We start from the raw sequence: 23,484 nt of genomic DNA, 5'->3' as shown, positions 1-23,484 counted from the left end.
AGGCGTTATTCGGCGCTACTTCGCGAAGAGGAGCTGCATCGTGCCGAGCGTCTTCATGATCTCGTCGTAGCCGGGGCTCAGCGACCAGTAGTCGAGCCCGAAGGCGCGGAAATTCTTGATCGCCGGCAGGTCCGCGTACTGCGGATCGCGGGAGAGCTCGCCGGGGTTGACGACATCGCGGCCGTACCCGAGCACGAAAAGGTTGTCCTGGTCGAACACCTCCTCGACGCGCTCGGGCGGCACCGCGAGCAGCTCCCCACTCGCCCCGGCGGGCTCGAGGCCCGGCATTTGCGAGTACTTCGCTGGCTCGAGCCCGATGTCGGTGAGCTCGGCGGGCAGCCCGATGTTCTCGTTCGCCGCGTAGGGTCGCCCCTCGGCGTCGAAGACGAGGTACCCGACGTCGCCCTCGGGGGCGTTGATGTTCTCGCGGATCGAACTAACGAATTCGTCGTAGTTCTTCGTCATTTTCGCGAGCTTCTTCTTCGCGCCGAGGGCATCGGCCATGATCTCGGCCTGGTCTTTCCACGACGTTTCGTCTTCGCCGATGACGACGGTCGGCGCGATCTGCTCGAGCTCCGGGTAGGCCTGTACCGCATGCTCGTGCTCGAGCCCGGGGCCGCCGCCGATGATGAGATCGGGGTCGAGCGCCTTGATGCCGGCGATGTCGAAGCCGTCGGGGAACCAGGGGAGGAACGTGGTGCCCTCGGAGGCCGACGCGTCGCTCCACGCCTGGGAGGCATCGCTGGAGCCGCCGGCCATTTCCGGGATGGTGCCCTTGACGTGGGCGCCGAGATTGAAGGCGAGACCGGTGAGGCGGTAGCCGAGCACGACGACACGCTTAGGCCCCGCCGGAACCTCGACGCTGCCCATTTCGGTGTTGACCGTGTGCGGCGCCGCGGATGCGGTGGTCGACGAGGTGGTCGTCGACGACGAATCCTGCGAGCCGTCGCCTCCCGAATCCGAGCACGCCGCTGTGACAAGCGCGGCTGCCGACACCACGGCGACCGCCTGGAGCGAACGCCGGTACACGCGCGAAGAACTAAGCCTCATCTCGATCCTTTCCGACAAGCAAGGCTATCGCGTCGCCGCCGGTGTTCGCGCACGCGCGCCGGTCGACGGCGTGCTCGCAGTCCTACGCGATCGTCAGCGTCGTTCGCCGGTGACCGGATCGAAGCGTGTCGGCGTGTAGTCCCGGGCGACGCGCATGGCCGACGGTGGCCATTCGATGCCGTGGGGCAATTGGACCGGGAGGTCGCTTCCTCCGACGTCAGAGGTGAAAATGCATTTGACGTGGTCGTCGAAACCCGGAGAGGAGAACGTGGGAAGTTCCACGGGCTCCCCTCCGGGCGAGGGGGTGGCGGTGTCGGTTCTAGACGCATCCGTGCTGAACGCGAACAGTTGCGGTCCGGTGAGCGTGATGCGCCGGAGGCGCGGGGTGACGTCGTGAACCGCGGCCACCTCGAGCTCGCGAAGCACGAGCGGAAGAGGCCGTACCGCCAGTCGGGACATTAACCGAACAGCTCCTCGATCTTGTCGAGCGTGCCGAGGGCCTCGTCATAGTCCGGGCGGTGCACCCAGTACGGCAGGTCGTAGGCGTGTCCGTCCTTGAATGCGGGCAGGTCGGCGAAGACCGGGTCCTGGCTCAGCTCCTCCGCCGTCACGACGTCGCGGTTGAATCCGAGAACGAACACCGTCGGCATGGTGAGCTCGGAGGTGATCTGCTCCTTGCTGATGGTGAGGATGTCGCCGGAGCCGCCGTAGGACTCGAACTTGCCGGTCTCCTTGAGCGGAGCCGGTTCCAGACCGACCTCGGCCAATTCCTTCGGGAAGCCGACCTCGTCATTGGCGACGTAGGTCTTCCCGTCGGCGTTCTGGACGTAGTAGGCGACCGGGGTCGGCGGGAGCTCGATGTTTTCGCGAACTTCGGCGACGCGGTCGTTGTAGGTCTTCTCGGCCTCGTCGAAGACCTCGGGCTTGCCCACCGAATCCGCGAGGAACTCGAACTGTGCCTGCCAGGTGTCGAGCGAGTCCGGCACGACGAGGGTGGGGGCGATGTCGGAGAGCTCGTCGTACTGCTGGGTCGCGTGGCGGTACGGGAAGCCGATGCCGCCGGCGATAATCAGGTCGGGCTCTTCTGCGAGGATCGCCTCGAGGTCGAACCCGTCGTTCGACCACGGGAGGAACTTGGTCTCGTTCTCCGCGGCCTCTTCCTCCCAGAACTGGCCGGGCTTGCCCTCCTTGCCGGTGGACTCGGCGACCGTCGCATCGACAGGGAGGTCGAGGTGGTAGGCGTAGCCGGCGAGCGCGTTGTTGAGCACGACGACCTTCTGCGGCTCGGCGGGAATCTCGATCTCGCCGTTCTCGGTCTCGACCGTGCGGGTCTCCTCGCTGCCGGCAGCGGAGGACTGGGAACCGGACTCGGAGGCCGAGTCCTCGGTGGAGGAGCAGGCCGAGCCGAGAAGGGCCGTGGCGGCGAGGAGCGCGGTGGCAGCCACGAGCCGCGTGCGCTTACGGGATGCGTACATGGGGTCCTTTCTCCTAACCGGCGAGCGAGGCGAGGCGGTGGTAGGTTTCCACCGTCCCACTCGGGCCGCGATGACTGCGCCATGCGGCGCGCAAGCGCGGGGCCGGGTAGTGGAGCGTAAATGTTTAACGGTTAGCCTAGGCTATGTTAGCTGTATCAATCCTAAAAATTTTTCAGATTCAGAAGAGATCTACGCCACACTTCGACGAGGCGGGTAGTTGGTGACACAGACGAAACAGCCGAACGAGGCGAGGCCGCTCGCGGGGAGAGGGAGCCCGAGCCCTCTGCGCCGGATCGCAGCCAGGCACGCGGTGTTCCTCGCGGTGTCGGCGGGGCTGCTGGCTGCGATCATCGCGGCGAGCCTGTTCTCCGGCTCCGGGGAGGTCGCCGCCGGACGGGCATGGCAGGTGCTGTGGAGCCCCGATGGCTCGGCTGCCTCGATCGTCGTCCACGACCTTCGTGTACCGCGGACCGTTCTCGGGCTCGTCGTGGGGATGGCCCTCGGCGTGGCCGGCGCCCTGATCCAGGCCGTCACGCGCAATCCCCTCGCCGATCCGGGCATTCTCGGGGTCAACGCGGGCGCGAGCTTCGCCGTCACACTCGGTATTGCCTTTCTCGGTATCGAGGCGGTGTCGAGCTACGTGTGGCTCGCGATGGCGGGCGCGGCGATCGCGTCGGTCATGGTGTTCGGGATCGCTGCGGGCGGCGGTAAGGGTGCGACGCCGCTGCGGCTCACGCTCGTCGGGATGGCGCTGGGCTCGGTGCTGCTCGGAGCGAACCGCGCTATCGGGCTGCTCGACGCGAGCATCTACGAACAGGTGCGCTTCTGGGAGGCCGGCTCCGTCGCCGACCGTCCACCGGAAACTCTGACGTCGGTCCTGCCGTTTATCGTGGCCGGCCTCGTCATCGCGCTCCTGTGCGCGCGCCCGCTCAACGCGCTCGCGCTGGGGGAGGACTCGGCGACGAGCCTCGGCGCCCGGGTCCCACTCGTGCGCGGGGTGAGTCTGCTCGCGATCATGCTGTTGTGCGGAGGGGCCGTCGCCGCGGCCGGTCCGATCGCGTTCATCGGGTTGATGATCCCGCACGTCGTGCGCTGGATCATCGGTCCCGATCAGCGCTGGATCGTCGTGTACACGATCCTGCTCGCCCCGGTGCTGCTCATCGGCTCGGACGTACTCGGGCGGTTCCTGGTATCCGGGGAGTTGCCCGTCGGGATCGTCACCGCGTTCGTCGGCGCGCCGATCCTCATCGTTCTCGTGCGCAGGGAAAGGGCTTCGGGGCTATGACTCAGACTCGGGAGGGGGATCCTGCGGCGTCCTCGGACGCTGCCGGGTTCAGCATTCGTCGCGGCGATGCCGGCATGTTCCTACGGTTTCGCGCAGGCCGCGTCGGCGGGGAGTTACGCGTGCGCGTGCTCGTGGTGTCCGCGTTGATCCTTGTGCCGATCGCGCTATGCACCTACTTCGCGCTGGCCCTGGGCACGATCGAGGTCTCGGCGACCGAGTTGTGGGAGGTGCTGCGCGGCGACGGCAGCAAGGCACTCAACAAGGTCGTGTTCGAGTGGCGCTTCCCGCGCGCGGTCGTCGCGATTGTGCTCGGTGCGGCCCTGGGGCTCTCGGGGGCGATCTTCCAATCGCTGACCCGCAATCCCCTCGGCAGCCCCGATATCGTCGGCTTCAACAACGGCGCCTACGTCGGCGTTATCGCCGTGACGATCGCCGGATTCTCCGGCCTCGTGTGGACCTCCATCGGCGCCGTCATCGGCGGGCTGGCCACCGCGTTCGTCGTGTATGCGCTCGCGTTTCGGCGCGGCGTGCAGGGCTTCCGGTTCATCATCGTCGGTATCGCGGTCTCGGCGATGCTCGCCTCGCTCAACACGTGGTTCTCCATCGTCGCCGACCTCGACGTGGCGATGGAGGTAGCGGTGTGGGGCGCGGGCAGCCTCCTCGGGACGACGTGGAACACCGTGGCGATCGCGGCGGCCAGCATCGGCGCGCTCGTGGTGTGCCTGTTCGTTTCCGGCCGGTGGATGCCTTACCTCGAGCTCGGTGACGACGTGGCGAAGGTGCTCGGCCTGCCCGTCGAACGCGCGAAGGCCATTCTCATCGTCCTGGGCGTCGCGCTCACCGCGGTCGCGACGGCGGTGGCCGGGCCGATCATGTTCGTCGCGCTGGCCGCGCCCCAGATCGCGCGGCTGCTGTGCCGCACCGGAGACTCGGTGACGTTGCTCGGCTCCGCGGCGATCGGCGCCGCGATCGTCCCGGCCGCGGATCTCATTTCCCAGCACGCATTCGCCGACGCCGACCTCCCGGTGGGGGCGGTGACCGTGTGTGTCGGCGGCATCTATCTCGTATGGCTTCTCGCTCGCGAAGCTCGGACCAAGTAGGAGGCACGTACGTGACCACCACCAATGCCAGCCACGCCGATCTTCTCGCCGGCCGGAACCTCCGCGTCGGCTACGGGGAGAAAACGGTGATCTCCGATCTGAGCGCGTCCATCGAGCCGGGCGGGTTCACCGTGATCGTCGGGCCGAACGCGTGCGGGAAATCGACGCTGCTGCGCGCATTCTCGCGCCTGCTCAAACCCACGGGCGGCGACGTCATCCTCGATGGAAAAGCGATATCCAGTTACGGCACCAAGGAGGTTGCGCGCAAGCTCGGGCTGTTGCCGCAGTCCTCGGTAGCCCCGGACGGGATCAGCGTCCGCGATCTCGTGGCGCGCGGGCGCTACCCACACCAGACACTGTGGTCGCAGTGGTCGCGCGAGGACGAGCGGGCGATCGACGCCGCGCTGGAACGGACGAGCACGAGTGCGCTCGCCGACCGCTATGTCGACGAGCTGTCCGGCGGACAGCGCCAGCGAGTGTGGATCGCGATGGTGCTCGCGCAGGAGACCGAGCTGCTGCTGCTCGACGAGCCGACGACTTACCTCGACATCACGCACCAGATGGAGGTGCTGCGCATCGCGGATGAGCTGCGCGCGGAGGGGCGGACTGTCGTCGCCGTGTTGCACGAGTTGGCGCTCGCCGCGCGATTCGCCACCGATCTCATCGCGATGCGCGACGGGGAGATCCGCTTCCGTGGGGCGCCCGCGGAGGTTGTTACGCCGGAGAACCTCAAGGACGTGTTCGACCTCGACTGCCGGGTGATCGGCGATCCCGAACTCGGGCACCCGGTGGTGCTGCCGGACTAACGGAGTGTGTCCGGCTACACCTTGCGCAGGCGCAACCGCTGAATGGAGTGGTCGGAGTTCTTACGCAGCACCAGGGTCGCGCGCGGACGGGTCGGCAGGATGTTCTCCACCAGGTTGGGGCGGTTGACCGAGCCCCAGATCTGGCTCGCGGCGCTGCGGGCGGCGTCGTCGGTGAGCGTCGCGTAGTGGTTGAAGTGCGAATTCGGGTCCTGGAATGCCGTGTTGCGCAGCGTGAGGAAGCGCTCGACGTACCAGCTTTCGATGTCGTCGATCTTCGCGTCCACGTAAACCGAGAAATCGAACAGGTCCGAGACCATGAGCTTCGGTCCGGTCTGCAGGACGTTGAGCCCCTCGACGATGAGAATGTCCGGCTGGCGCACCTCGATCTTCTGATCGGGGACGATGTCGTACACCTTGTGCGAGTACACGGGCGCGGAGACCACGTCGGCGCCGGACTTGACCGCCGTCACGAAACGTAGAAGAGCCCGCCGATCGTAGGACTCCGGGAAGCCCTTGCGCTGCATGAGGTTGCGCCTCTCGAGCTCCTTATTGGGGTAGAGGAAGCCATCGGTGGTGACGAGATCGACGCGGGGATGCGAATCCCACCGCGACAGAAGCGCCTGCAGCACGCGGGCGGTGGTCGACTTGCCGACCGCCACCGATCCTGCGATGCCGATGACGAACGGCACCGACCGTTCGGCGGATTTACCGAGGAACGTGTTGGTCGACTGGAACAGGCGCTGGCGTGCGGATACCTGCAGATGGATAAGCCGTGAAAGCGGCAGATAAATATCTGCCACCTCGTCGAGATCGAGGTGGTCCTGTATACCGCGTAGACCCTGGATGTCCTGTTCGGACAGCACCATGGGCATCGATTGACGCAGCCGCTTCCAATGCGGCCGGTCGAATTCGATGTACGGCGAGGGTTCGCTCGTGTTCCGACTCACGCTCTACCTTTTCCGTTGGCAGTTGGTCTCTGGCCGATTGTTCCAGGCGGCATTGCTTTTGTCTTAATCACCCTGAGAATTAGCCAGTAATCGCCATTGACATCCGCAGGGAGCGGACACGAGCGGCATTCCGCTGGCGGTACGGGGGCTGGTGCACCCTAGAATGAACGCAGAAGCGATCTGCCAGCACGATGTACGCGGCCGTAGGAGGACCAGCAAACGATGTCTAACCCCGACGTGATGACCACCTCGCTAGGCGAGCTCGATCCCGAACTCGCGGAGGCTATGGCCGGCGAACTCGGTCGCCAGCGCAACACCCTCGAGATGATCGCGTCGGAGAACTTCGTTCCTCGCGCCGTGCTGCAGGCGCAGGGCTCCGTGCTCACCAACAAGTACGCCGAGGGCTACCCGGGGCGCCGCTACTACGGCGGCTGCGAATTCGTCGACCAGGCCGAGGAGCTCGCCCGCTCGCGCGCCAAGGAGGTCTTCGGCGCTAAGTACGCGAACGTGCAGCCGCACTCGGGCGCCCAGGCGAACGCCGCCGTGCTCATGTCGCTGGCGACACCGGGAGAGAAGATCATGGGCCTGTCGCTCGCCCATGGCGGCCACCTCACCCACGGCATGGCGCTGAACTTCTCCGGCAAGTTGTACGAGGTCGCCGCGTATGAGGTCGACCCGGAGACGATGCAGATCGACATGGACGCCGTGCGCGAACAGGCCATCGCGGAAAAGCCCGCGGTGATCATCGCCGGCTGGTCCGCCTACCCGCGGCAGCAGGATTTCGCGAAGTTCCGCGAAATCGCCGACGAGGTCGGCGCGAAGCTCTGGGTCGACATGGCGCACTTCGCAGGGCTCGTCGCCGCAGGTCTGCACCCGAGCCCGGTGCCGTACGCCGACGTCGTGTCGACGACCGTGCACAAGACGCTCGGGGGCCCCCGCTCGGGCATGATCCTCACCAACGATCTCGACCTGTTCAAGAAGATCAATTCCGCGGTGTTCCCGGGGCAGCAGGGCGGGCCGCTGATGCACGCCGTCGCGGCGAAGGCCATCGCGATGAAGATCGCCGGCTCCGCAGACTTCGCCGAGCGCCAGAAGCGCACGGTCTCCGGCGCGCAGATCATCGCCGAGCGCCTCACCCAGTCCGACTGCAAGGAGGCGGGTGTGGACGTGCTCACCGGCGGTACCGACGTGCACCTTGTGCTCGCGGACCTGCGCAATTCCGCGCTCGACGGCCAGCAGGCCGAGGATCTCCTGCATTCGGTCGGCATCACCGTCAACCGCAACGCCGTCCCGTTCGACCCGCGCCCGCCGATGGTCACCTCCGGCCTGCGCATCGGCACCCCGGCGCTCGCGACCCGCGGCTTCGATGACGACGATTTCCGCGAGGTCGCCGACATCATCGCCACCGCGCTTGTTGCGGGAGACAAGGCCGACGTGGCCGCGCTCAACGCCCGCGTCACCGCGCTCGCGCAGGCCAAGCCGCTGTACGACGGTCTCGAGGACTGGAAGCTCCTCGGATAACGCCAGGCGGTGTGTCCAGTAACCATGAGTGCACACGAGCCCCCAGTGGCTCCCACAGCCCCGGCAGCCAGCCTCCGCATCGGCTACCCGCCGGGGCTGTCGCCCGACAAGTGGCTGCGCCGCATGGCCGGCCGCTTTCCCACGGTGCATATGGCCACCACGCTTGTTGACGTCGGACGTGCCCAGCTCGCCCAGGCGCAGGATCTTCTCGCCTCCGAGTTCGACGTCGTCTTCGTGCGAGAGCCCGCCGAGGCGCCGCGTTCGGCGCCGGAGGGACTCGCTCGGATTCCGCTGTATCTCGAGGATCTCGCTGTGCTCGTGCCCCGCGATCACGAGGCGTCCCTGTTTCCGTCGCTCTCTTTGTCGGACCTCGAAGGGGAGTGCTGGGTGGACCCCGTCGACGCTCTTGCCTCGTCCTCTGCAGAAGTAGAGATGCATGTCGAGCTCGTTGCCGCGAACGTAGGTCTGGGTCTTCTCCCGCTCCCGCTCGCATGCGCTCACTCGCGCAGGGACGTCGTCGTCATACCTCTCGACGAGCCGCCGCGTACCCGAATGGGTATTGCCTGGCTACCGGACAGGGGAGAAGAGGACGAGATCGCCGGTTTCGTAGGGATCGTCCAGGGCCGCACCGAACGCACGAGTCGCGGGCCGGAGCCCGCGACGCACACCGGCGCCCAAGCGAAATCGAAGGCCGGTAAGAAAGGGGCGGGAGCGAGCGGCGAAGCCCGCCGCCGAGCGGACGGGCCGGTGTCGAAAACTCGATCGGGGAAAACTGGTCGCCGCGGTCCGAACAGGGGACGCCGGAAATAGCCGCAGGCTTATCGGACGACGGCCGACGGCTGCGCGTCGCGTTCGGATTCGTCGTCTCCGCGCCGGCCACGGGTGATCGCGAACCCGAAAATCGGGGCGAGGATGTACATGAGGATCGAGTAGACGGCGGCGGGGATCGCGAGCTCGGCAGAGCCCATGACCGACATGCCGATCGTCATCGCGATCGTCGTGTTGTGCACTCCGATCTCCATCGACGCCGCTACGGACTGCCTGTGCGAGAGCTTGAGTGTGCGGGAGAGGAAGTAGCCGATAGACAGGCTGAACAGGCAGAACAGTCCAGTCACGACGCCTACGTCCGTGAGATATTCGAGCACGTTCTCGCGCTCGGCCGCGATCGCGCCGACGGTGATCGCCGCAAGCACGATGACGGAGAAAATGCGCACGGGTCGATCCGACCTCGCCGCGATGCCCGGCCACACCCGTCTGATCGTCATACCGATCACTACGGGAAGCAAGACGATAGCGAAGACCTGCGCGGCCTTGCCGAACTGGAGGCCGATCTCGTCGGACTCCGGCAAAAACAGTGCGAGTGCAATGTTCGTGAACAGTGGGAGGGTGAACACGGCGATCACCGAGTTGATGGCCGTCAACGAGACATTGAGCGCGACATCCCCGCGGAAAAGATGACTAAACAGGTTGGCCGTCGTCCCGCCCGGTGACGCGGCGAGGAGAATGACGCCGACCGCTAGAGCTCCCCGCAGGCCAACGAGGTAGATCAACGCCAGCGCGATCGCGGGGAGAATCACGAGTTGGATGCCCAACGCGATGAGTACCGCCCGCGGATTCCTCCCGATTCGCTTGAAATCGTCGACGGTGAGACCGAGTCCGAGGCCCAGCATGATGATTGCCAGCGCCAGGGGAAGCGCGGTGGTGAGGAAGCCAGAGTTCTCCATAAACACAGAACTTATTCTTTTCCGGCTTTAGGTAACTCCCGAACGCATAAATTGCAGGATGCCAATCTTGTCGTGGTTCTCGGTGAACCTTGTGGATGGTGTCGAAAAATGTCAACCATCGGCTCGAATACAAATGTAGAGGAAGCCGATTGCGTTCGAATCGACGTCGCACCGAGTGGATTGATCACAAACGCAACCGGGGAGCGGCCATGGCTTTGAAATCGAGCACAAAGGACAAGATTCGAAAACTACTCGCGCAGAGCGCAGACCGCTCAGTCGGCGACGCCGAGTCGGAACTCTTCCGCGCGAAAGCCTTCGAGCTGATGGCGAGGGAGGGGTTGGCGGAGGCCGATATCGGCGAAGGGGACACCGGCAGCGAGGTCGGTGTGCTCCGCGTCGACATGAACATGAAGTATGGGCACGAATACGGCACGGCGTTCGGTCGGATAGCCGCAGCGTTGCACTGCTCGTACACGTACGGGAAATTCGATCGCACCGCCGTCATCTTCGGCAGACGCACGCATCTCGACCGCCTCGAATTCCTGTGGCCGCTCCTGGTGCAGATTTGTACGACCCACATGATCGCCACGCGGGGATACGATTCCGCCTCGACGCGCCGCAAGCGAATGTCGTTCCTTTATGCGTTTATGACGTCGGTCGCCAAGCGGCTCAACGAGACCGAATACTCGGTCGCCGCCGAGCGCGAGCGCGAACGCGCCGCAGGGGACCGCGCGTCGACGGAACTCGCGTTCACCTCCGACAGGGACGCTGCCGACGCGGCAAGGGATCAATGGCTCATCGATAATGGATACGTACTCGCCGGGCGCAGGCGCTCGAGAGCGCGTCTCGACCGCGGAGCGTCGGACGCAGGCATGCGCGCAGGTAGCGTTGTGGACATCGGTAACGCGCGGCTCGATGGCGGTCCAAAACAGATATCGGCCTAGTACCTGCGCAGTGTGTGAATTCACCGCGCGTGATGCGCTAGCCCCGGGGTGTGAGGGTGAACGAGCCGATGACGAAGGGGCCCAGGAACGCAGCCCCTTGATATCCGCCCTGTCCGTCGTCATCCATGTACACGCGATGTCCGGGGAAGAAGTCGACGTATCCGCCGGTTTCTGTGGGGTGGATTTTGTAGCGTCCGATGAGGACGAGTTCGTCTCCCTCGACCCGTCCCTCGCGTGCGAGGAGAACGCTTCCCGCCGACAGCGTTGTCGACGTGTACGTTCCCGGCCTGACTTCGGCGGAGGCCGCCGGGACTACTGCAACTATCGCGCCGGCGCTCACCACCAGTCCGGCGGTTGTGGTGATGACCTTTTTCGCGACGGATCGGGTGGACATGACGGTCTCCTGACCTTGAGGTCGCTTAAGTGTATTGCGCAGGAACGAGAAAAAGTAGGGATGCCGCGCGGACGTCGGCTGGCAGGCCGCTCTGGTTGTGAATTGCGATATGCGGTTACCCCTTTGGCTACCCCCGTAATAAATGAGCCTTTACGCCCGCTTAGTGATCGTCGACACACGTCCAACTTCACGCGGAAGAACGAAAATGCACAAAGTCCTTGCGGCCATTGCGGCCCTTTTTCTCACCCGGTCGGTGGCCGCATGCGGCAACTCCGGAAGTGAACCGGAGGCAGTCACAGTGACGTCTACGGTGCCTCCGAGTAGTGCGTCGAGTACGACCAAGGCAAGCCCGACCACGGAAACGACGGCCGAGGCCGTCTCCGACCCGGACTCCGCGGATTCGAAACCCGTCGAAGGAAACTGCCTTGTCGGCTCAATGGGGCAACCACAGTTCCAAGGAACTACGTGCTTGGACAAGCAGGTGGCTTCCTGTGGTGACCCGGGGACCATGGAATCAGGGACCACATTCTTTACCGATGGCTCCTCGGGTTGGACACAGCAATGCGCGAACGTGATGTACCCGCAGCAGCAGCAGCAAATGCAGCAAACGCAGACGTATGAGGCTCCCTCGGGTGCCGATACGGCAGGGGACTTCGTCCCCGCTGACCCGGTCACGCCCGACTATGCAGACGACGCACCGGTCTACGACCCAGGCGTAGAGGGCGTTGCCGGGGATTCGAATATCTATGACGCCGGTGAGGCCGGCTACTAGCGGACAGCAGAGCGAGGACGAATCCAGGGCTATGCATCACCCTCGCTGGCTGAAGGTGACTTCTGGAAAACAATAAGTGCACACGGCGGTTAGCACTCGGGAACGTTGACGGCGAGGCCTCCGAGCGAGGTCTCCTTGTACTTATCCATCATGTCGAGCCCAGTTTGTCGCATCGTCTCGATTGCCGTATCTAGGGAGACTCGGTGCTCGCCTGAACCCTTGAGTGCGAGGACGGACGCATTCACGGCTTTGACGGCGCCGACGGCATTGCGCTCGATGCACGGAATCTGCACGAGCCCGCCGACCGGATCGCAGGTGAGGCCGAGATTGTGCTCTATCCCGATCTCGGCAGCGTTTTCGACCTGCGCAGGAGTGCCGCCCATTATCTCCGTAAGGCCTGCTGCCGCCATGGCGCAGGCGGAGCCGACCTCTCCCTGGCAGCCGAGTTCCGCGCCGGAAATCGAGGCCCGCTCCTTGATGAGCGCACCGATGCCGCCGGCAGCGAGCAGATAGCGAACGGCAAGCTGAGACTCGGTTTCTTCGTCGTGTTCTTCTTCGGTGTCCAGAAGTTCCCACGCGCATTCGAACGCCCAGTGCAACACTGCCGGGACGATGCCGGCCGCGCCGTTGGTGGGCGCAGTGACAACGCGGTGGCCCGCGGCATTTTCCTCATTGACGGCGATTGCCGCAGCATAGAGCGTGTCCATGGTCCGGGTGACCGAATCGACCGTTCCCAGTTGTTGCGAAAGTGCGGCCGCACGGCGAGGCACATCAAGGCCGCCGGGCAGGGTCCCTCGCTCGCTGAATCCGGCCGAGATGCAGTCCCGCATGGCATGCCACACATCGATCAGATGTTTTTCCGCAAGGCCCTGGCCGCTCATGGCGGCCTCGTTGTCGCTGACCAGCTCGGCGACCGTGCACTCGGCGTCCGCGCACGCCGCGAGCAACTCGTCTGCGCACGAATATGCACGGAAACCGGCGGGATGTGAGCTGGAGGACTCAGCGTCCTCTACATATGTTGTTGCTTCGGTTTCGTGCGCCGGTTCGTCGAATTCCACAAAGCCTCCGCCGACAGAGAAGAAGCGGCGCTCGAGGATCTCGCCTCCGTCTGAAGTTAACGCACGCAGCTCGACGGTGTTGGGGTGGCGGAATTCCTTGCGGTCGGTGCGAAAGGTGACTGCGACGTCATCCAGTGGCAGGGTTGTTCCGCCGACGAGCGTGATCGACCGGCAGGAACCGTTGGCCAGCGCGAGCACGTGCGAAGGGTCGACCGTCTTGGGATCGGCTCCTTCGAGTCCGGCGAGTTTCGCGCCCGGCGTGCCGTGTCCGCGCCCTGTGGCGGCGAGCGAGCCGAACAAATCGATCTCGATACGGGTGACGGAACCGGCGTGCTGGTCGGCGAGCTCGCGAGCGAAAAGGGCCGCCCCGAGCATCGGGCCGACCGTGTGCGATGACGACGGCCCGATACCGATGGAGAACATCTCGACCACGCTGATTGCCATAGATCCATTGTGACACCGTCGGTGGCGAGAGCTCCCACGATTCGGTGGCTCCGGCGAGGTTAATCCGCCCTCTCGACGGGGAGCCAAGGTTCCCCACGGCACGAGTTCTCGCTCAGGTATTCAACCTTGAGCATCTCGGGGCCCCTTGCCCAGAGGTAGGGGTTCGCGGGGAACCACTCGGAGGCGGCCGTCGCCCACAACTGTTGTAGAGCCTCGGGGAAACTTCCGTGGGTTTCGAACACCACCCAGGTACTGGCGGGCACGTCCATGGACTCGAATTCCTCGGGAACCTGGGCCGTGGTGGCGACCGCGTGCCAATAGTCCAGCATCATGCCTTCGGCGCGCGGGTCGTCGAGGTTGATGCTGACGCCGAGCGGCCCTGACGGTTCGCGGTCGGAAAGCGAATGCAGTCGGGCTTTTGCCTCCTGGTCCAATCCCTTTTCGAATTCCTCGATCGCCGTGTTCGCGCCCGAATGGACCAAAGGCACCCTAGTCGAGAAACCTGCGAGCCGGAATGCCGGGGCCTTACTGATTTGATACTCCACGTGTGTACTCCCTTCTACGTGCAGGTGGAATCTCAGTCGTGGTTGGGAACGAAGACTCGCGCCGGGACGACGAGCCTGCGAAGGGGTGATCCCGTGCAAATTCTTGAACGCGCGCGAGAACGCCTCGGATGACCCGTAACCGAAGTCGACGGCAACATCGAGCACACCGCGCCCTTCGAGTATCTGCCCTGTAGCGATGCTCATTCGGCGGCGCCGAACGTATTCGGACAATGGCATTCCCGCGAGCGTCGCGAACATCCTGCGGAAGTGATATTCCGATGTCAACGTGATCGCAGCCAGAGCCCGCCCGGACACGCCGTCCGCCAAGTGTGCCTCGATGTAATCGACTGCCTCGTTCCATTCGCGCATGGCTTCCTCCCATCCGAAGTCCACGCTAAGAGGCGAGAGCCTGCTTATTCCCGACTTTTTGTGCCGGAAGAGATCGGGTGCGAGGCCCGGTCAGACGCCGAGTCCCATTCGCATCGCGCCGATCGCCTCGTCGACTGCCGAACGCGCGGCGGCATTGACGCCGACGGAGTTCACGAAGGGATGCACGATTGTTTCGTGACGGCGGAGCGAGACTCGTACCCCGGCCTCCCGCATCCTTCTGGCGTAGGCCTCGCCCTGGTCGCGGAGCGGGTCGAAACCCGCGACCGCGACGTGCGCCGACGGAAGCCCCGAGAGGTCCTCGGCGAGCAACGGAGATACGTAAGGTTCGCCAATGAGGTCGTCGCTGGGAAGGTATGCCCCGGTGAAGTATTTGATGTGCTCTGCGGTCAGGTAGGGGCCGCGAGCGAAGGTTGTGAACGAGTCCGTGCCGCCTCCGCCCGCTTCGGCGGTGGTGACGGGAACGAACAGCATCTGGAATGCGGGACCAACTTCGCCGGCATCGCGGAGGCGAAGACACGTCGCCGCCGTGAGGTTGCCGCCCGCGCTGTCTCCGGCGAGCGCGATGCGCTCCGGGTCGATGCGAAGTTCCTCGGCGTGTTCGCGTGCCCAGCGGAAGGCGGCGACACAGTCATCGAGAGGGGTCGGGTAGGGGAACTCCGGCGCCAAGCGGTAATCGACCGACAAGACTGCGACTTGTCCGCGTGTGGCGAAGTAGCGGCAGGTGACGTCGTGCGAGTCGAGGGTTCCCGCACCGAATCCTCCACCGTGGATAAAGACAAGCAGCGGAAGCGTCGTGTTTTCTCTGGTCGGCCGGTACAGGCGAGCACCGATATTCGTGCCAGTGGCCGCTCCCGTGGTGGGCACTGGAATAGAGAGGTCGCAGACGTAGTCGACCGGGATGTGCGGCCCCGAGGTGTAGTACGCGGCGGCCACCGTCTTCTTGCGTGCGCCGGGAAGGGTTTCGTCGGACAGCGGTTGATCGCCGAAGATGTCGATTACCTTGTCGCCGAGCTGGAACATGGGGTCCAGTCGTGCTCCGTCGGCGATCGTCGCGGGCCGCGCGAGGAGTGCCGTGGCCGCGGAAGGCACGAGTCCCGAGGCTCCGAGTGCTGCACGACGGGCGCGATCGGTGGCGTTCGGGGCCCAGCCGACCGAACGGGTCGGCCCGTCGGCCGGTAGCGATTGGACGATCGTGGATGGCAACGAAAACGGCATGTGCACTCCTACGGGTTTGGGGTTGTGTCATGAATACTAGTCATGATGGGGGTGCCCTACCCGAGGCTCTGGAGTGTCCGGTGGTGTTTGTGTGACCAGACGCCTCACCGCGGTCGGTGAAAGTTCACGACACGTTAACTCACAGTCATGTGATTCTCACCCGCGCTCCGTAGCGTGGCCCTTGTAAGACGCCGCCAATGGCGACTTGCGGATCGGCCCGAGAACGTTCGGACCGCACCAGAGGTAATCCGACACCAACGACGCCCTGGGGCGCCCCGGGGCGAGGAGATTCCCGTGGCACAGACCATTCGTACTTACGTCCTCGACACTTCGGTGTTGCTCTCCGATCCGTGGGCGATCAGCAGATTCGCCGAACACGAGGTCGTCTTGCCCATCGCCGTCATCGGCGAGCTCGAGGGCAAACGCCACCATCCGGAACTCGGCTACTTCGCGCGAGAGGCCCTCCGACTGTTGGAGGAATTCCGCTCCCGCTACGGCCGTCTGGACGGAGACATCGAGGTCACCCCAGAGGGCGGCACCCTGCGCGTGGAACTCAACCACACGGACCAGACGGTGTTGCCCTCGGGCTTCCGCGACACAGGGAACGACTCGCGCATCCTCGCGTGCGCGCTCAATCTCCGCGCCGAGGGTGCGGACACCGTCCTCGTCTCCAAGGACATCCCTCTTCGCGTCAAGGCCGGCGCGGTTGGCATGGACGCCGAAGAATACCGCGCCCAGGACGTCATGCTCACCGGTTACACCGGCACCGCAGAGCTCGGAGCCTCGCCCGAGGACATCGACGCTCTGTTCGGAACCGGTTCCCTGGACCATGCCGCCACCCGCGCGCTCTTCAACGCCAATGACGTCGCCGATCTGCCCATCCATTGCGGTCTCAAGCTCCAGGCCGGCTCGTCGAGCGCGATGGCTCGCGTCGCGCAGGGCGGCACCCTTCGCCTCGTCAAGGGGGACCGGGACATCTTCGGGATGCGTGGGCGCTCCTTCGAGCAGCGCCTCGCCCTCGACCTGCTCACCGACCCGGAAGTCGGGATCGTGTCGCTCGGCGGACGCGCCGGTACCGGCAAGTCCGCCCTGGCGCTCTGCGCCGGTCTCGAGGCGGTGCTCGAGCGCCGCGAACAGCGCCGCATCGTGGTGTTCCGTCCGCTGTATGCGGTCGGCGGCCAGGAGCTCGGCTACCTACCGGGTTCGGAAGCCGAGAAGATGAGCCCGTGGTCGCAGGCCGTATTCGACACCCTCGAAGGCCTGGTCTCCGAAAACGTCATCGACGAGGTAATGGACCGGGACATCCTCGAAGTGCTCCCGCTGACCCATATCCGTGGCCGATCCCTCCATGACTCCTTCGTCATCGTCGACGAGGCGCAGTCCCTCGAACGCAACGTGCTTCTCACGGTCCTCTCGCGGCTGGGCTCGGGATCTCGCGTCGCACTCACCCATGACGTCGCCCAGCGCGACAATCTTCGCGTGGGCCGCCACGACGGTATCGGCGCGGTCATCGAAAAGCTCAAGGGCAACAAGCTCTTTGCCCACGTCACGCTCACGCGTTCGGAGCGTTCGCCGATCGCGGAGCTCGTCACCGAGATGCTCGCCGAGTTCACGCCGGGTCAGCCCGACGGAGGCAAGGCGCCCGCCAGCGTCGCACGCTCGGCTTAGGGGACGCACAGGGCCCGGATAGTGCGCCCTCGCGCGAAAAGTACATGTCCGGCCGGATTCACTACAGCAGGACGCGGTGAATCCGGCCGGACGTGCGTGCATAGGTGCCGAGCGCGATCGCGCATGACTAGTGTCGCGCGTGTGAAGTAGTTTTACGGTTGGGTTTGTGAAATCATGGGGCATGGCGAATCGACCTGCCCCGGCATTGATGTTGCGTCCCGGCGATCGCGAGGAGCTCGAGAGGATGACCCGTTCGCAGTCGATGTCGGCGGGGATGGTGCAGCGGGCGCGGATCGTGTTGCTGGCCACGGAGGGTCGGCGCAATGCTGAGATCGCGGAGCTGGCTGGAGCGTCGCGTCCGAAGGTGAATCTGTGGCGATCCAGGTATGAGGACAAGGGCATCGCGGGCCTGGTCGATGAGAAACGTTCTGGCCGGCCGCGCACGATTGATCACGCGGCGATCGTGACGGCGACGTTGATGCCGCCGCCGAAGAGTTTGGGCGTGACCCACTGGTCGTCGCGGTTGCTGGCGGCGCGGTTGAAGGTCTCGGCCTCGACGGTGGTCACGGCGTGGCGAGCCTATGGGATCAAGCCGTGGCGGGCCGAGTCGTTCCGGTTCTCTACCGATCCCGAGCTGGTCGGCAAGGTCACCGACATCTGCGGTCTGTACCTGGCGCCCCCGGAGAACGCGATCGTGCTGTGCGTGGACGAGAAATCTCAGATCCAGGCGCTGGATCGGACGCAGCCGATCTTGCCCATGCAGCCGGGACTGATCGAGCGGCGCAGCCACGACTACGTCCGGCACGGCACCACCACCTTGTTCGCGGCGCTGGATATCGCTACCGGGCAGGTCACCGCCGCCCTCAAGCCACGGCACCGAAACCAGGAGTTCCTGGCGTTCCTCAAGCAGATTGAGCGGGCCTACCGCGACGCCGTTGACGCCGGGGGAAAGCCGGTCGAGTTGCACCTGGTGATGGACAATTACGCCGCCCACAAGCACGCGAACGTCAAGGCCTGGCTGGCTGACAATCCCCGCTTCAAGGTGCACTTCACCCCGACTCACGCCTCGTGGATGAACCTGGTGGAGGTCTGGTTCGGGATCGTCGAACGCCAGGCCATTCGCCGAGGGGTCTTCACATCCGTCAAGGACCTCAACGCCAAGATTCGGGCCTTCATCGACGGCTGGAACAACCGCTCACACCCGTTCGTCTGGACGAAAACCGCCGAGGAAGTCCTCGCGAAAGCCAACCGTAACAACACTTCAAATGCGGACCACTAGTTGCATACCCTTCTAGGGGCAGCGCTCGCGGCTACCGAGTCCGCCTTAGGAAGTGATCAACGCCCCTGTATTGCGGATCCAGCGAATCCAGCCTCCTTCAAAGTTCACCTGTTTTCCGTCCGGGGTGTCGAATTCGCTGGTCGTGGGCAGCCCGAACCTGCCGTTCTCGTAGCCCTGTCTTCCGTATTCCTGAAAGATCGCTCCCCACACTGCTTGGGCGTTGGTGGTCGGCGACCAATATATGTTTCCGGTTTCGAATCGGTTGAAGGAGCAAAATCCACGGTTGGGGCACGGCAATTCGTTGCTGGTGGGGTACATCAGGCTCCCTGCCTCAGCTCCGAGTTCCAAGTAGCGCTCCCCGATTCTCCCCCAGACGGCATTGGCGAAGCCGTTGGCGACAAGTGGATGCCAGTAGTTGCGTCCGTTGGCAAAGTTTTGAGCTTCTCCGCCATTTGCGGCCGGTTCGCCGGGCTTCGCGTCCGCGCGGGCAGAGGGTGGCCTATGTGCGGGTGTCGGCTGCGGATCAGAATGAGGCGCGTCAGCTCGAGGCGGTGGGGGAGTGTGATCGGGTCTATGTCGAAAAGCAGTCTGCGCGCTCGCGCGCCGATCGCGAGAAGCTCGCCGAGTGCATCGGGTACCTGCGCGACGGTGACGAGCTCGTCGTCGCGTCAATGGACAGACTCGCTCGTTCCCTGGTTGATCTCAAGCAGATCGTTGGTGAGGTCACTGCCAAGGGCGCGAGTGTGGAGTTTGTCCATGAACGGGCTACCTACGCCGCCGGCGCCCAGGATCCTCGAGCGGATCTGATGCTTTCGCTGCTCGGGGCGTTCGCCGAGTTCGAGCGGGCCATCATTCGTGAACGTCAGGCTGAGGGCATTGCCATCGCTAAGGCGAAGGGCAAGTACAAGGGTCGTAAGCGAGTCCTGACCGCCGAGCAGGTCGACAAAGCCCGGGCCCGCATCGAGGCAGGGGAGGGGCCGTCAGTGATCGCCCGCAATCTCGGAGTTAGCCGATCCACGCTCTACCGCGCACTACAGCGCGTTGAAGCGGGCGGGCGTGGACGCACCAGCCACTGACCCCCGCCCTGAAGATGGTGGGTATCGCTAGCCACAGCAGCTCGACCGTCGAGATTCGGCACTCGGGAGGGACCGCGGTTCTTGCTGACCTTGCGCAGTTTCTCCAGGCACGAGTCAGTGCAGCCGGAAGCCGGACGGGCCACCTATCCGACGCTGTCCCGGTGTGCCGGTGCTGTGGAACTGGCCGTGGTCTTGTGGTCACGCGGAGCAGTGCCCGGGGCAAGGATCGCTAGCAAGACTGCGGCTGCGGCGGTGAGGATTGCCAACGTAAGTGTGGCCTGACTGCTGCCGTTGACAAATGCCTCTTTGGCGTAGTCGACCAATGGTTGCGCCATTGGTCCGGCTTGTGCGGCGATCTCTAGGGCGGCGGCCAGGGAGTCGGAGACCGGACCGCGGGCAGGTTCGGGTAACTGAGGCAGGGCGGGTTGGATGTGGCGGGTGTATCCGGCGGCCAGCACACTGCCGGCCACTGCGATCCCCATCGCAGCGCCGATCTCGCGGGCCGCATCGTTGACTGCGGCGGCGACCCCGTGTTTGCTCTCCGGAGTTTCGGCGATGATCGCGTAGGTCGCCGGGGCTGTGCATAGTCCGAGCCCTGCGCTCATGATCAACAGCGGCCATAGCAGGTCGAGGTAACGTGCGTCGACGGTCAGCCTGCTCACCAGCATCAGGCCAACTGCGATGGTCACCAGACCGGCGACGGTCATCACTCGTAGTCCAAATCGCTGTGACAGTCGGGGGGCGATCACCGAGATCACGATCAGGGGGACCGTCATCGGCACCAATCCCAACGCCGAGGCCAGCGGTCCGTATCCCAGGATCAGTTGCAGGTACTGCACCAGGAGTAGGAATACCCCGAAAGTGACCAAGAATTGGATGGCCACCGACAACGAGCCGGCGCTGAAGCCGCGCTTGGCGAACAACCGAACATCCAACAAGGGGGCCGAGGATCGCAGCTCAATCAGGATAAAAAAGGCTGTCGCCAACATGCCGGCCCCGGCGCTGGCGAGAACGATCGGGTCGGCCCAGCCCCGCGCGGGAAACTCGATCGTGGCGAATACGATTCCCGCAACCGCGACTGCAGCTGCCGCCGCGCCCACCCAGTCCACGGGAGGGTGATCATGCTGGCTGGACTCAGCGATCGTGCATGCCAGCGCGGCCAGTAGGGCTCCCGCTGCGGTCAGTCCGACAAATACCGACACCCACGACCAGCGCTCAAGCAACACCCCGGCGCCGAGGATGCCTAACACTGCTCCGGACCCGGCGACTCCAGCCCACACACCTACTGCTCGGCCGCGATGAACGGCGGCGAAACCAGCAGTCAGAATCGAGAGCGTCGAGGGCATTACCAGTGCAGCGCCCGCCCCGGCAATCGCTCGCGCAGCGATCAACCAGGCCGGGTCAGACAGCAGCAGGGGAAGTGCGGACGCCATGGTGAATATCGCCAGGCCTATTACGAGAACTGCGCGTCTGCCATAGCGGTCACCGATCGCTCCAGCGGGCAGGACCAGGCACGCCAGTACCAGCGTGTAGCCGTCGACGATCCAGGTCAGCTGGGCTTGCGTCGCTCCAGTCTCTACCGCAATCTCCGGTAATGCCGAATACAGCGCGGCCATGGCCGCGACCACCAACGCCACGGCTAGGCACGACACCGTGAGCATCCACCATTCGGCTCGGGTCCACCGGGATGACTCGGTGATGGTCTGTTGCGGTGAGTGCATCGCCGGCCCCTTGCTGTGAGATGATCGGTCTTGGTCTGAGACAAGTAGTATCACAGTGTTCGGTTGGTTGGACAGGTTAGCTTGGACGAGAAGTGACCGTCGGCCGAAGGGGGAGAGCGTGAACGACTGGAGTGCTGACCGGCCCGCTACGGACGACGATCAGCTCGATCCGCGACTGCTGCGCTCACGAAAACGATTGCTCGACGCTGCCACGCATCTCCTGAGCACTGGCGGTGTAGAGGCGGTTACCGTCGAGGCGGTCACTCGAATGTCAAAGGTTGCGCGGGCCACGCTCTATCGGCATTTCGGCGGGACCGCCCAGTTGCTTGCGGCGACCTTCGAGCGGCTGTTGCCTCGCGTCGAGGTCTCTGCCGACAGTGGGTCGGTACGAGACCAACTCATCGCGCTTCTCACGGCCCAAGCCGACCTGATTGACCAGGCGCCGCTGAACATTACGACTCTGGCTTGGCTGTCAATCGGATCAGTCGGCGGCGATCCTGCCGATTCGGCCGCGATCACCTCACTGCGTAGTCGAGTCATCGAGGTATACCGGCAGCCCTTTGACCGCATCCTCACACAGCCTGACGTTCGAGCACAGCTCGGCAACGTCGACACCACCTTCGCGATCGTTCAACTCCTGGGTCCCGTCGTGTTCGCTCGCCTTACTGGGCTCTGCACCGTCGACCACGACGGATGCGTGCAACTCGTTGATGATTTTCTTGCTGCCCGCAAGCAGGGAGGCGAACCCATCCCGGCCGAGTCCATCCACGACCTGAACCGCCCTGGCGCCGGCGGATCTCGCTAAATCGGGGCTTCTTCTTGTCGGATGGGTGTGACCGCTCGATCGCCGAGGTCGCCGGGGAGGTGGCGAGGCAACCCTAGAGCCCGGTCGTTTCGGTGCGAGCGGCGGCGAGCCATCCGCTGCAGTCTGAGTGCGGCCGGAACTTCTACCGTCCAGTTTTGACTTCCCGATTAGTCAGGCTGTTGCAAGCGATCGCGAAGCTGACTCCAGAGCTTCAGCCAGTTGAAGCTCGAGCGTGGGCAGGAGGCTAACCGCCGAAGCCACACGTTCCAGCCGAGTACGCACATCGACCTCGTGCTCGATCCCGGCTCGGCCGGCCTCCGTCCATGTCTGGGCACAGTGTCTGGCGGCTACGGCGAGATCTTCGGTCGCGAGGTCACCGGTCAAACGTGCCACGTCCGCGCAGCCGTCAGCGAGCAGCTTTCGGAACAGGCCGCCACCGGTGCCGGCCTTCTCGATGAAAGCGCTCAAGCTGAATAAGAGGATCTCGAGTTCGTCAGCCGGTAGATGGGACCAAGTCCGGACATCAGCGGCGAGCTGGGCGACCGCTGCTAAGCCTTCGGAACCGCTCACCGCGGTCGTGAGATCAACGACTCCTGGCGGAGTTGGGTGGCGCATGTTCGCTGCCGATTGACGGAAAGCCGCTGCGGCAACCTGCGCAAGGTCTGGTAACTCATGCGGCCAGGCGATGCGGTACGTGGTGTGACGTGTCGGTTGTGGGAATGACATCGACGACCGTGCTCGAGCGAGAGCGTCGAACGGAACCTTTTGGACCTCGGCACGGTCGTTGTCAACAACGAAGGCGATCCTCTCCGCCTCGTCGTAACCAATTACCACGATATCGTGGCGACTCATTTGGAGCCGAACCCGCAGGTAGGGCAACTCCGCGATGTCGCCCCATATCAGGGCTGGCCTTCCGGCATCGACCTCCTGGCTAATCCACGACCATCCTTCTCGGGGATCGTCGGTCGTGAGCACTTGGACCTGTGCGCCCAGTAGATGGGGGAGATTTACTTCGAAATCGGAGTCTCTCCCTACCAGATAAAGCGGCGGGAAGAGGTCGCTCGAGCGCAAGTAGGACAGGCCAAGTGACCCCCCGAGGGTGAAGACGAGACCTTCATCGGGCGGTCCTTCCCAGCCGAGGCCTTGCCAGTGCAGGAGGTCTCGCATCGCGGCTGAGCCGCAGTGCCCCCCGACCCGATGTGGATAGTTCTCGATGAGCGTCTGGCGAGTCATCAGAGTTCCTTTCTGAACGGCAGGCGGGCACG

At 64.6% G+C, this 23,484-nt stretch carries 23 protein-coding genes; 11 read left to right on the top strand and 12 right to left on the bottom strand.

From position 1 onward, the window contains the following. Window positions 1-15: 15 nt before the first annotated feature. From BJL86_RS10635 to BJL86_RS10625, 3 genes are all read right to left on the bottom strand, one after another. Window positions 16-1,050, bottom strand: coding sequence for an ABC transporter substrate-binding protein (locus BJL86_RS10635; RefSeq protein WP_082908539.1), 1,035 nt, complete (start codon window positions 1,048-1,050; stop codon window positions 16-18). Between the two features lie 93 nt (window positions 1,051-1,143). After that, a complete protein-coding gene (locus BJL86_RS10630) occupies window positions 1,144-1,509 on the bottom strand; it encodes a siderophore-interacting protein (RefSeq protein ID WP_067475065.1) in 366 nt (121 codons plus the stop codon). Further along, the gene (locus BJL86_RS10625) at window positions 1,509-2,525 is read right to left on the bottom strand and encodes an ABC transporter substrate-binding protein (RefSeq protein WP_067475067.1); all 1,017 of its coding nucleotides are present in this window, start codon (window positions 2,523-2,525) and stop codon (window positions 1,509-1,511) included. The genes BJL86_RS10630 and BJL86_RS10625 overlap by 1 nt, the downstream gene beginning before the upstream one ends. Before the next feature lie 220 nt (window positions 2,526-2,745). Here BJL86_RS10625 and BJL86_RS10620 point away from each other — a divergent pair, with 220 nt between their 5' ends. The 3 genes from BJL86_RS10620 to BJL86_RS10610 are packed head-to-tail and all read left to right on the top strand — an operon-like array spanning window position 2,746 to window position 5,716. After that, window positions 2,746-3,810, top strand: a complete 1,065-nt coding sequence (locus BJL86_RS10620; RefSeq protein WP_231887230.1) for an iron chelate uptake ABC transporter family permease subunit — start codon at window positions 2,746-2,748, stop codon at window positions 3,808-3,810. Further along, the gene (locus tag BJL86_RS10615) at window positions 3,807-4,910 is read left to right on the top strand and encodes a FecCD family ABC transporter permease (RefSeq protein ID WP_231887231.1); all 1,104 of its coding nucleotides are present in this window, start codon (window positions 3,807-3,809) and stop codon (window positions 4,908-4,910) included. The genes BJL86_RS10620 and BJL86_RS10615 overlap by 4 nt, the downstream gene beginning before the upstream one ends. Continuing rightward, window positions 4,877-5,716, top strand: coding sequence for an ABC transporter ATP-binding protein (locus BJL86_RS10610; protein ID WP_082908540.1), 840 nt, complete (start codon window positions 4,877-4,879; stop codon window positions 5,714-5,716). Before BJL86_RS10615 ends, BJL86_RS10610 begins: the two co-directional genes overlap by 34 nt. 14 nt (window positions 5,717-5,730) lie before the next feature. Here the strand turns inward: BJL86_RS10610 and coaA are convergent, their stop codons facing one another. Next, window positions 5,731-6,663, bottom strand: a complete 933-nt coding sequence (gene coaA, locus BJL86_RS10605; protein ID WP_067475076.1) for a type I pantothenate kinase — start codon at window positions 6,661-6,663, stop codon at window positions 5,731-5,733. A 240-nt stretch (window positions 6,664-6,903) separates the two neighbouring features. Between coaA and glyA the strand changes: the two genes are divergently transcribed. After that, window positions 6,904-8,184, top strand: a complete 1,281-nt coding sequence (gene glyA / locus BJL86_RS10600; protein WP_197487592.1) for a serine hydroxymethyltransferase — start codon at window positions 6,904-6,906, stop codon at window positions 8,182-8,184. Window positions 8,185-8,229: 45 nt separating this feature from the next. Further along, entirely contained in the window at window positions 8,230-8,994 is a 765-nt protein-coding gene (locus BJL86_RS10595) for a LysR family transcriptional regulator substrate-binding protein (protein WP_067475081.1), read from the top strand. An 8-nt stretch (window positions 8,995-9,002) separates the two neighbouring features. Here the strand turns inward: BJL86_RS10595 and BJL86_RS10590 are convergent, their stop codons facing one another. Next, window positions 9,003-9,908, bottom strand: coding sequence for a bile acid:sodium symporter family protein (locus BJL86_RS10590; protein WP_067475085.1), 906 nt, complete (start codon window positions 9,906-9,908; stop codon window positions 9,003-9,005). Window positions 9,909-10,117: 209 nt separating this feature from the next. Between BJL86_RS10590 and BJL86_RS10585 the strand changes: the two genes are divergently transcribed. Then, complete coding sequence (locus BJL86_RS10585; RefSeq protein ID WP_067475089.1) at window positions 10,118-10,852, top strand: DUF2786 domain-containing protein; 735 nt, start codon at window positions 10,118-10,120, stop codon at window positions 10,850-10,852. 37 nt (window positions 10,853-10,889) lie between these two features. Here the strand turns inward: BJL86_RS10585 and BJL86_RS10580 are convergent, their stop codons facing one another. Beyond that, window positions 10,890-11,246, bottom strand: a complete 357-nt coding sequence (locus BJL86_RS10580; protein ID WP_067475092.1) for a hypothetical protein — start codon at window positions 11,244-11,246, stop codon at window positions 10,890-10,892. A gap of 508 nt (window positions 11,247-11,754) precedes the next feature. On the opposite strand from BJL86_RS10580, the gene BJL86_RS17135 reads away from it, so the two are divergent. Further along, window positions 11,755-12,018, top strand: a complete 264-nt coding sequence (locus tag BJL86_RS17135) for a hypothetical protein (RefSeq protein WP_197487593.1) — start codon at window positions 11,755-11,757, stop codon at window positions 12,016-12,018. A gap of 89 nt (window positions 12,019-12,107) precedes the next feature. Here the strand turns inward: BJL86_RS17135 and BJL86_RS10570 are convergent, their stop codons facing one another. The 3 genes from BJL86_RS10570 to BJL86_RS10560 all read right to left on the bottom strand — a co-directional run bounded on the left by BJL86_RS10570 (window position 12,108) and on the right by BJL86_RS10560 (window position 15,670). Further along, entirely contained in the window at window positions 12,108-13,520 is a 1,413-nt protein-coding gene (locus BJL86_RS10570) for an L-serine ammonia-lyase (RefSeq protein WP_067475100.1), read from the bottom strand. 59 nt (window positions 13,521-13,579) lie between these two features. Continuing rightward, window positions 13,580-14,434, bottom strand: a complete 855-nt coding sequence (locus tag BJL86_RS10565) for an AraC family transcriptional regulator (protein WP_067475103.1) — start codon at window positions 14,432-14,434, stop codon at window positions 13,580-13,582. A gap of 90 nt (window positions 14,435-14,524) precedes the next feature. Next, window positions 14,525-15,670, bottom strand: coding sequence for an alpha/beta hydrolase (locus BJL86_RS10560; protein WP_082908542.1), 1,146 nt, complete (start codon window positions 15,668-15,670; stop codon window positions 14,525-14,527). Between the two features lie 294 nt (window positions 15,671-15,964). Between BJL86_RS10560 and BJL86_RS10555 the strand changes: the two genes are divergently transcribed. Next, complete coding sequence (locus tag BJL86_RS10555) at window positions 15,965-17,338, top strand: PhoH family protein (protein ID WP_067475106.1); 1,374 nt, start codon at window positions 15,965-15,967, stop codon at window positions 17,336-17,338. A 181-nt stretch (window positions 17,339-17,519) separates the two neighbouring features. After that, window positions 17,520-18,617: an IS630 family transposase gene (locus BJL86_RS10550; protein WP_083657636.1), complete on the top strand. Its 1,098-nt coding sequence runs from the start codon at window positions 17,520-17,522 to the stop codon at window positions 18,615-18,617. A 45-nt stretch (window positions 18,618-18,662) separates the two neighbouring features. On the opposite strand, the gene BJL86_RS16785 is transcribed toward BJL86_RS10550, so the two are convergent. Beyond that, window positions 18,663-18,935, bottom strand: a complete 273-nt coding sequence (locus tag BJL86_RS16785; protein WP_067478016.1) for an LGFP repeat-containing protein — start codon at window positions 18,933-18,935, stop codon at window positions 18,663-18,665. Between the two features lie 83 nt (window positions 18,936-19,018). Between BJL86_RS16785 and BJL86_RS10530 the strand changes: the two genes are divergently transcribed. After that, the gene (locus BJL86_RS10530) at window positions 19,019-19,693 is read left to right on the top strand and encodes a recombinase family protein (RefSeq protein ID WP_335672028.1); all 675 of its coding nucleotides are present in this window, start codon (window positions 19,019-19,021) and stop codon (window positions 19,691-19,693) included. Window positions 19,694-19,836: 143 nt separating this feature from the next. Here the strand turns inward: BJL86_RS10530 and BJL86_RS10525 are convergent, their stop codons facing one another. Beyond that, window positions 19,837-21,414: an MFS transporter gene (locus BJL86_RS10525; RefSeq protein WP_037216857.1), complete on the bottom strand. Its 1,578-nt coding sequence runs from the start codon at window positions 21,412-21,414 to the stop codon at window positions 19,837-19,839. Between the two features lie 118 nt (window positions 21,415-21,532). Between BJL86_RS10525 and BJL86_RS10520 the strand changes: the two genes are divergently transcribed. Continuing rightward, complete coding sequence (locus BJL86_RS10520; protein ID WP_037216855.1) at window positions 21,533-22,219, top strand: TetR/AcrR family transcriptional regulator; 687 nt, start codon at window positions 21,533-21,535, stop codon at window positions 22,217-22,219. A gap of 171 nt (window positions 22,220-22,390) precedes the next feature. Here BJL86_RS10520 and BJL86_RS10515 read toward each other — a convergent pair whose 3' ends face one another. Next, the gene (locus tag BJL86_RS10515; RefSeq protein ID WP_067478019.1) at window positions 22,391-23,452 is read right to left on the bottom strand and encodes a BtrH N-terminal domain-containing protein; all 1,062 of its coding nucleotides are present in this window, start codon (window positions 23,450-23,452) and stop codon (window positions 22,391-22,393) included. Between the last annotated feature and the right edge of the window lie 32 nt (window positions 23,453-23,484).

It is taken from the genome of Dietzia timorensis (assembly GCF_001659785.1).
GTDB lineage: Bacteria > Actinomycetota > Actinomycetes > Mycobacteriales > Mycobacteriaceae > Dietzia > Dietzia timorensis.
Note: the sequence above shows the minus strand (reverse complement) of the source record. Positions and strands in the feature narration are given on the sequence as shown.

What these genes read in the sequence shown, in the direction of transcription:
- BJL86_RS10635 (WP_082908539.1), bottom strand. Translation starts at nt 1,050, where the DNA reads ATGAGGCTTAGTTCTTCGCGCGTGTACCGGCGTTCGCTCCAGGCGGTC.
- BJL86_RS10630 (WP_067475065.1), bottom strand. Translation starts at nt 1,509, where the DNA reads ATGTCCCGACTGGCGGTACGGCCTCTTCCGCTCGTGCTTCGCGAGCTC.
- BJL86_RS10625 (WP_067475067.1), bottom strand. Translation starts at nt 2,525, where the DNA reads ATGTACGCATCCCGTAAGCGCACGCGGCTCGTGGCTGCCACCGCGCTC.
- BJL86_RS10615 (WP_231887231.1), top strand. Translation starts at nt 3,807, where the DNA reads ATGACTCAGACTCGGGAGGGGGATCCTGCGGCGTCCTCGGACGCTGCC.
- BJL86_RS10610 (WP_082908540.1), top strand. Translation starts at nt 4,877, where the DNA reads ATGGCTTCTCGCTCGCGAAGCTCGGACCAAGTAGGAGGCACGTACGTG.
- glyA (WP_197487592.1), top strand. Translation starts at nt 6,904, where the DNA reads ATGACCACCTCGCTAGGCGAGCTCGATCCCGAACTCGCGGAGGCTATG.
- BJL86_RS10590 (WP_067475085.1), bottom strand. Translation starts at nt 9,908, where the DNA reads ATGGAGAACTCTGGCTTCCTCACCACCGCGCTTCCCCTGGCGCTGGCA.
- BJL86_RS10585 (WP_067475089.1), top strand. Translation starts at nt 10,118, where the DNA reads ATGGCTTTGAAATCGAGCACAAAGGACAAGATTCGAAAACTACTCGCG.
- BJL86_RS10580 (WP_067475092.1), bottom strand. Translation starts at nt 11,246, where the DNA reads ATGTCCACCCGATCCGTCGCGAAAAAGGTCATCACCACAACCGCCGGA.
- BJL86_RS17135 (WP_197487593.1), top strand. Translation starts at nt 11,755, where the DNA reads ATGGAATCAGGGACCACATTCTTTACCGATGGCTCCTCGGGTTGGACA.
- BJL86_RS10570 (WP_067475100.1), bottom strand. Translation starts at nt 13,520, where the DNA reads ATGGCAATCAGCGTGGTCGAGATGTTCTCCATCGGTATCGGGCCGTCG.
- BJL86_RS10565 (WP_067475103.1), bottom strand. Translation starts at nt 14,434, where the DNA reads ATGCGCGAATGGAACGAGGCAGTCGATTACATCGAGGCACACTTGGCG.
- BJL86_RS10560 (WP_082908542.1), bottom strand. Translation starts at nt 15,670, where the DNA reads ATGCCGTTTTCGTTGCCATCCACGATCGTCCAATCGCTACCGGCCGAC.
- BJL86_RS10550 (WP_083657636.1), top strand. Translation starts at nt 17,520, where the DNA reads ATGGCGAATCGACCTGCCCCGGCATTGATGTTGCGTCCCGGCGATCGC.
- BJL86_RS16785 (WP_067478016.1), bottom strand. Translation starts at nt 18,935, where the DNA reads ATGTACCCCACCAGCAACGAATTGCCGTGCCCCAACCGTGGATTTTGC.
- BJL86_RS10525 (WP_037216857.1), bottom strand. Translation starts at nt 21,414, where the DNA reads ATGCACTCACCGCAACAGACCATCACCGAGTCATCCCGGTGGACCCGA.
- BJL86_RS10515 (WP_067478019.1), bottom strand. Translation starts at nt 23,452, where the DNA reads ATGACTCGCCAGACGCTCATCGAGAACTATCCACATCGGGTCGGGGGG.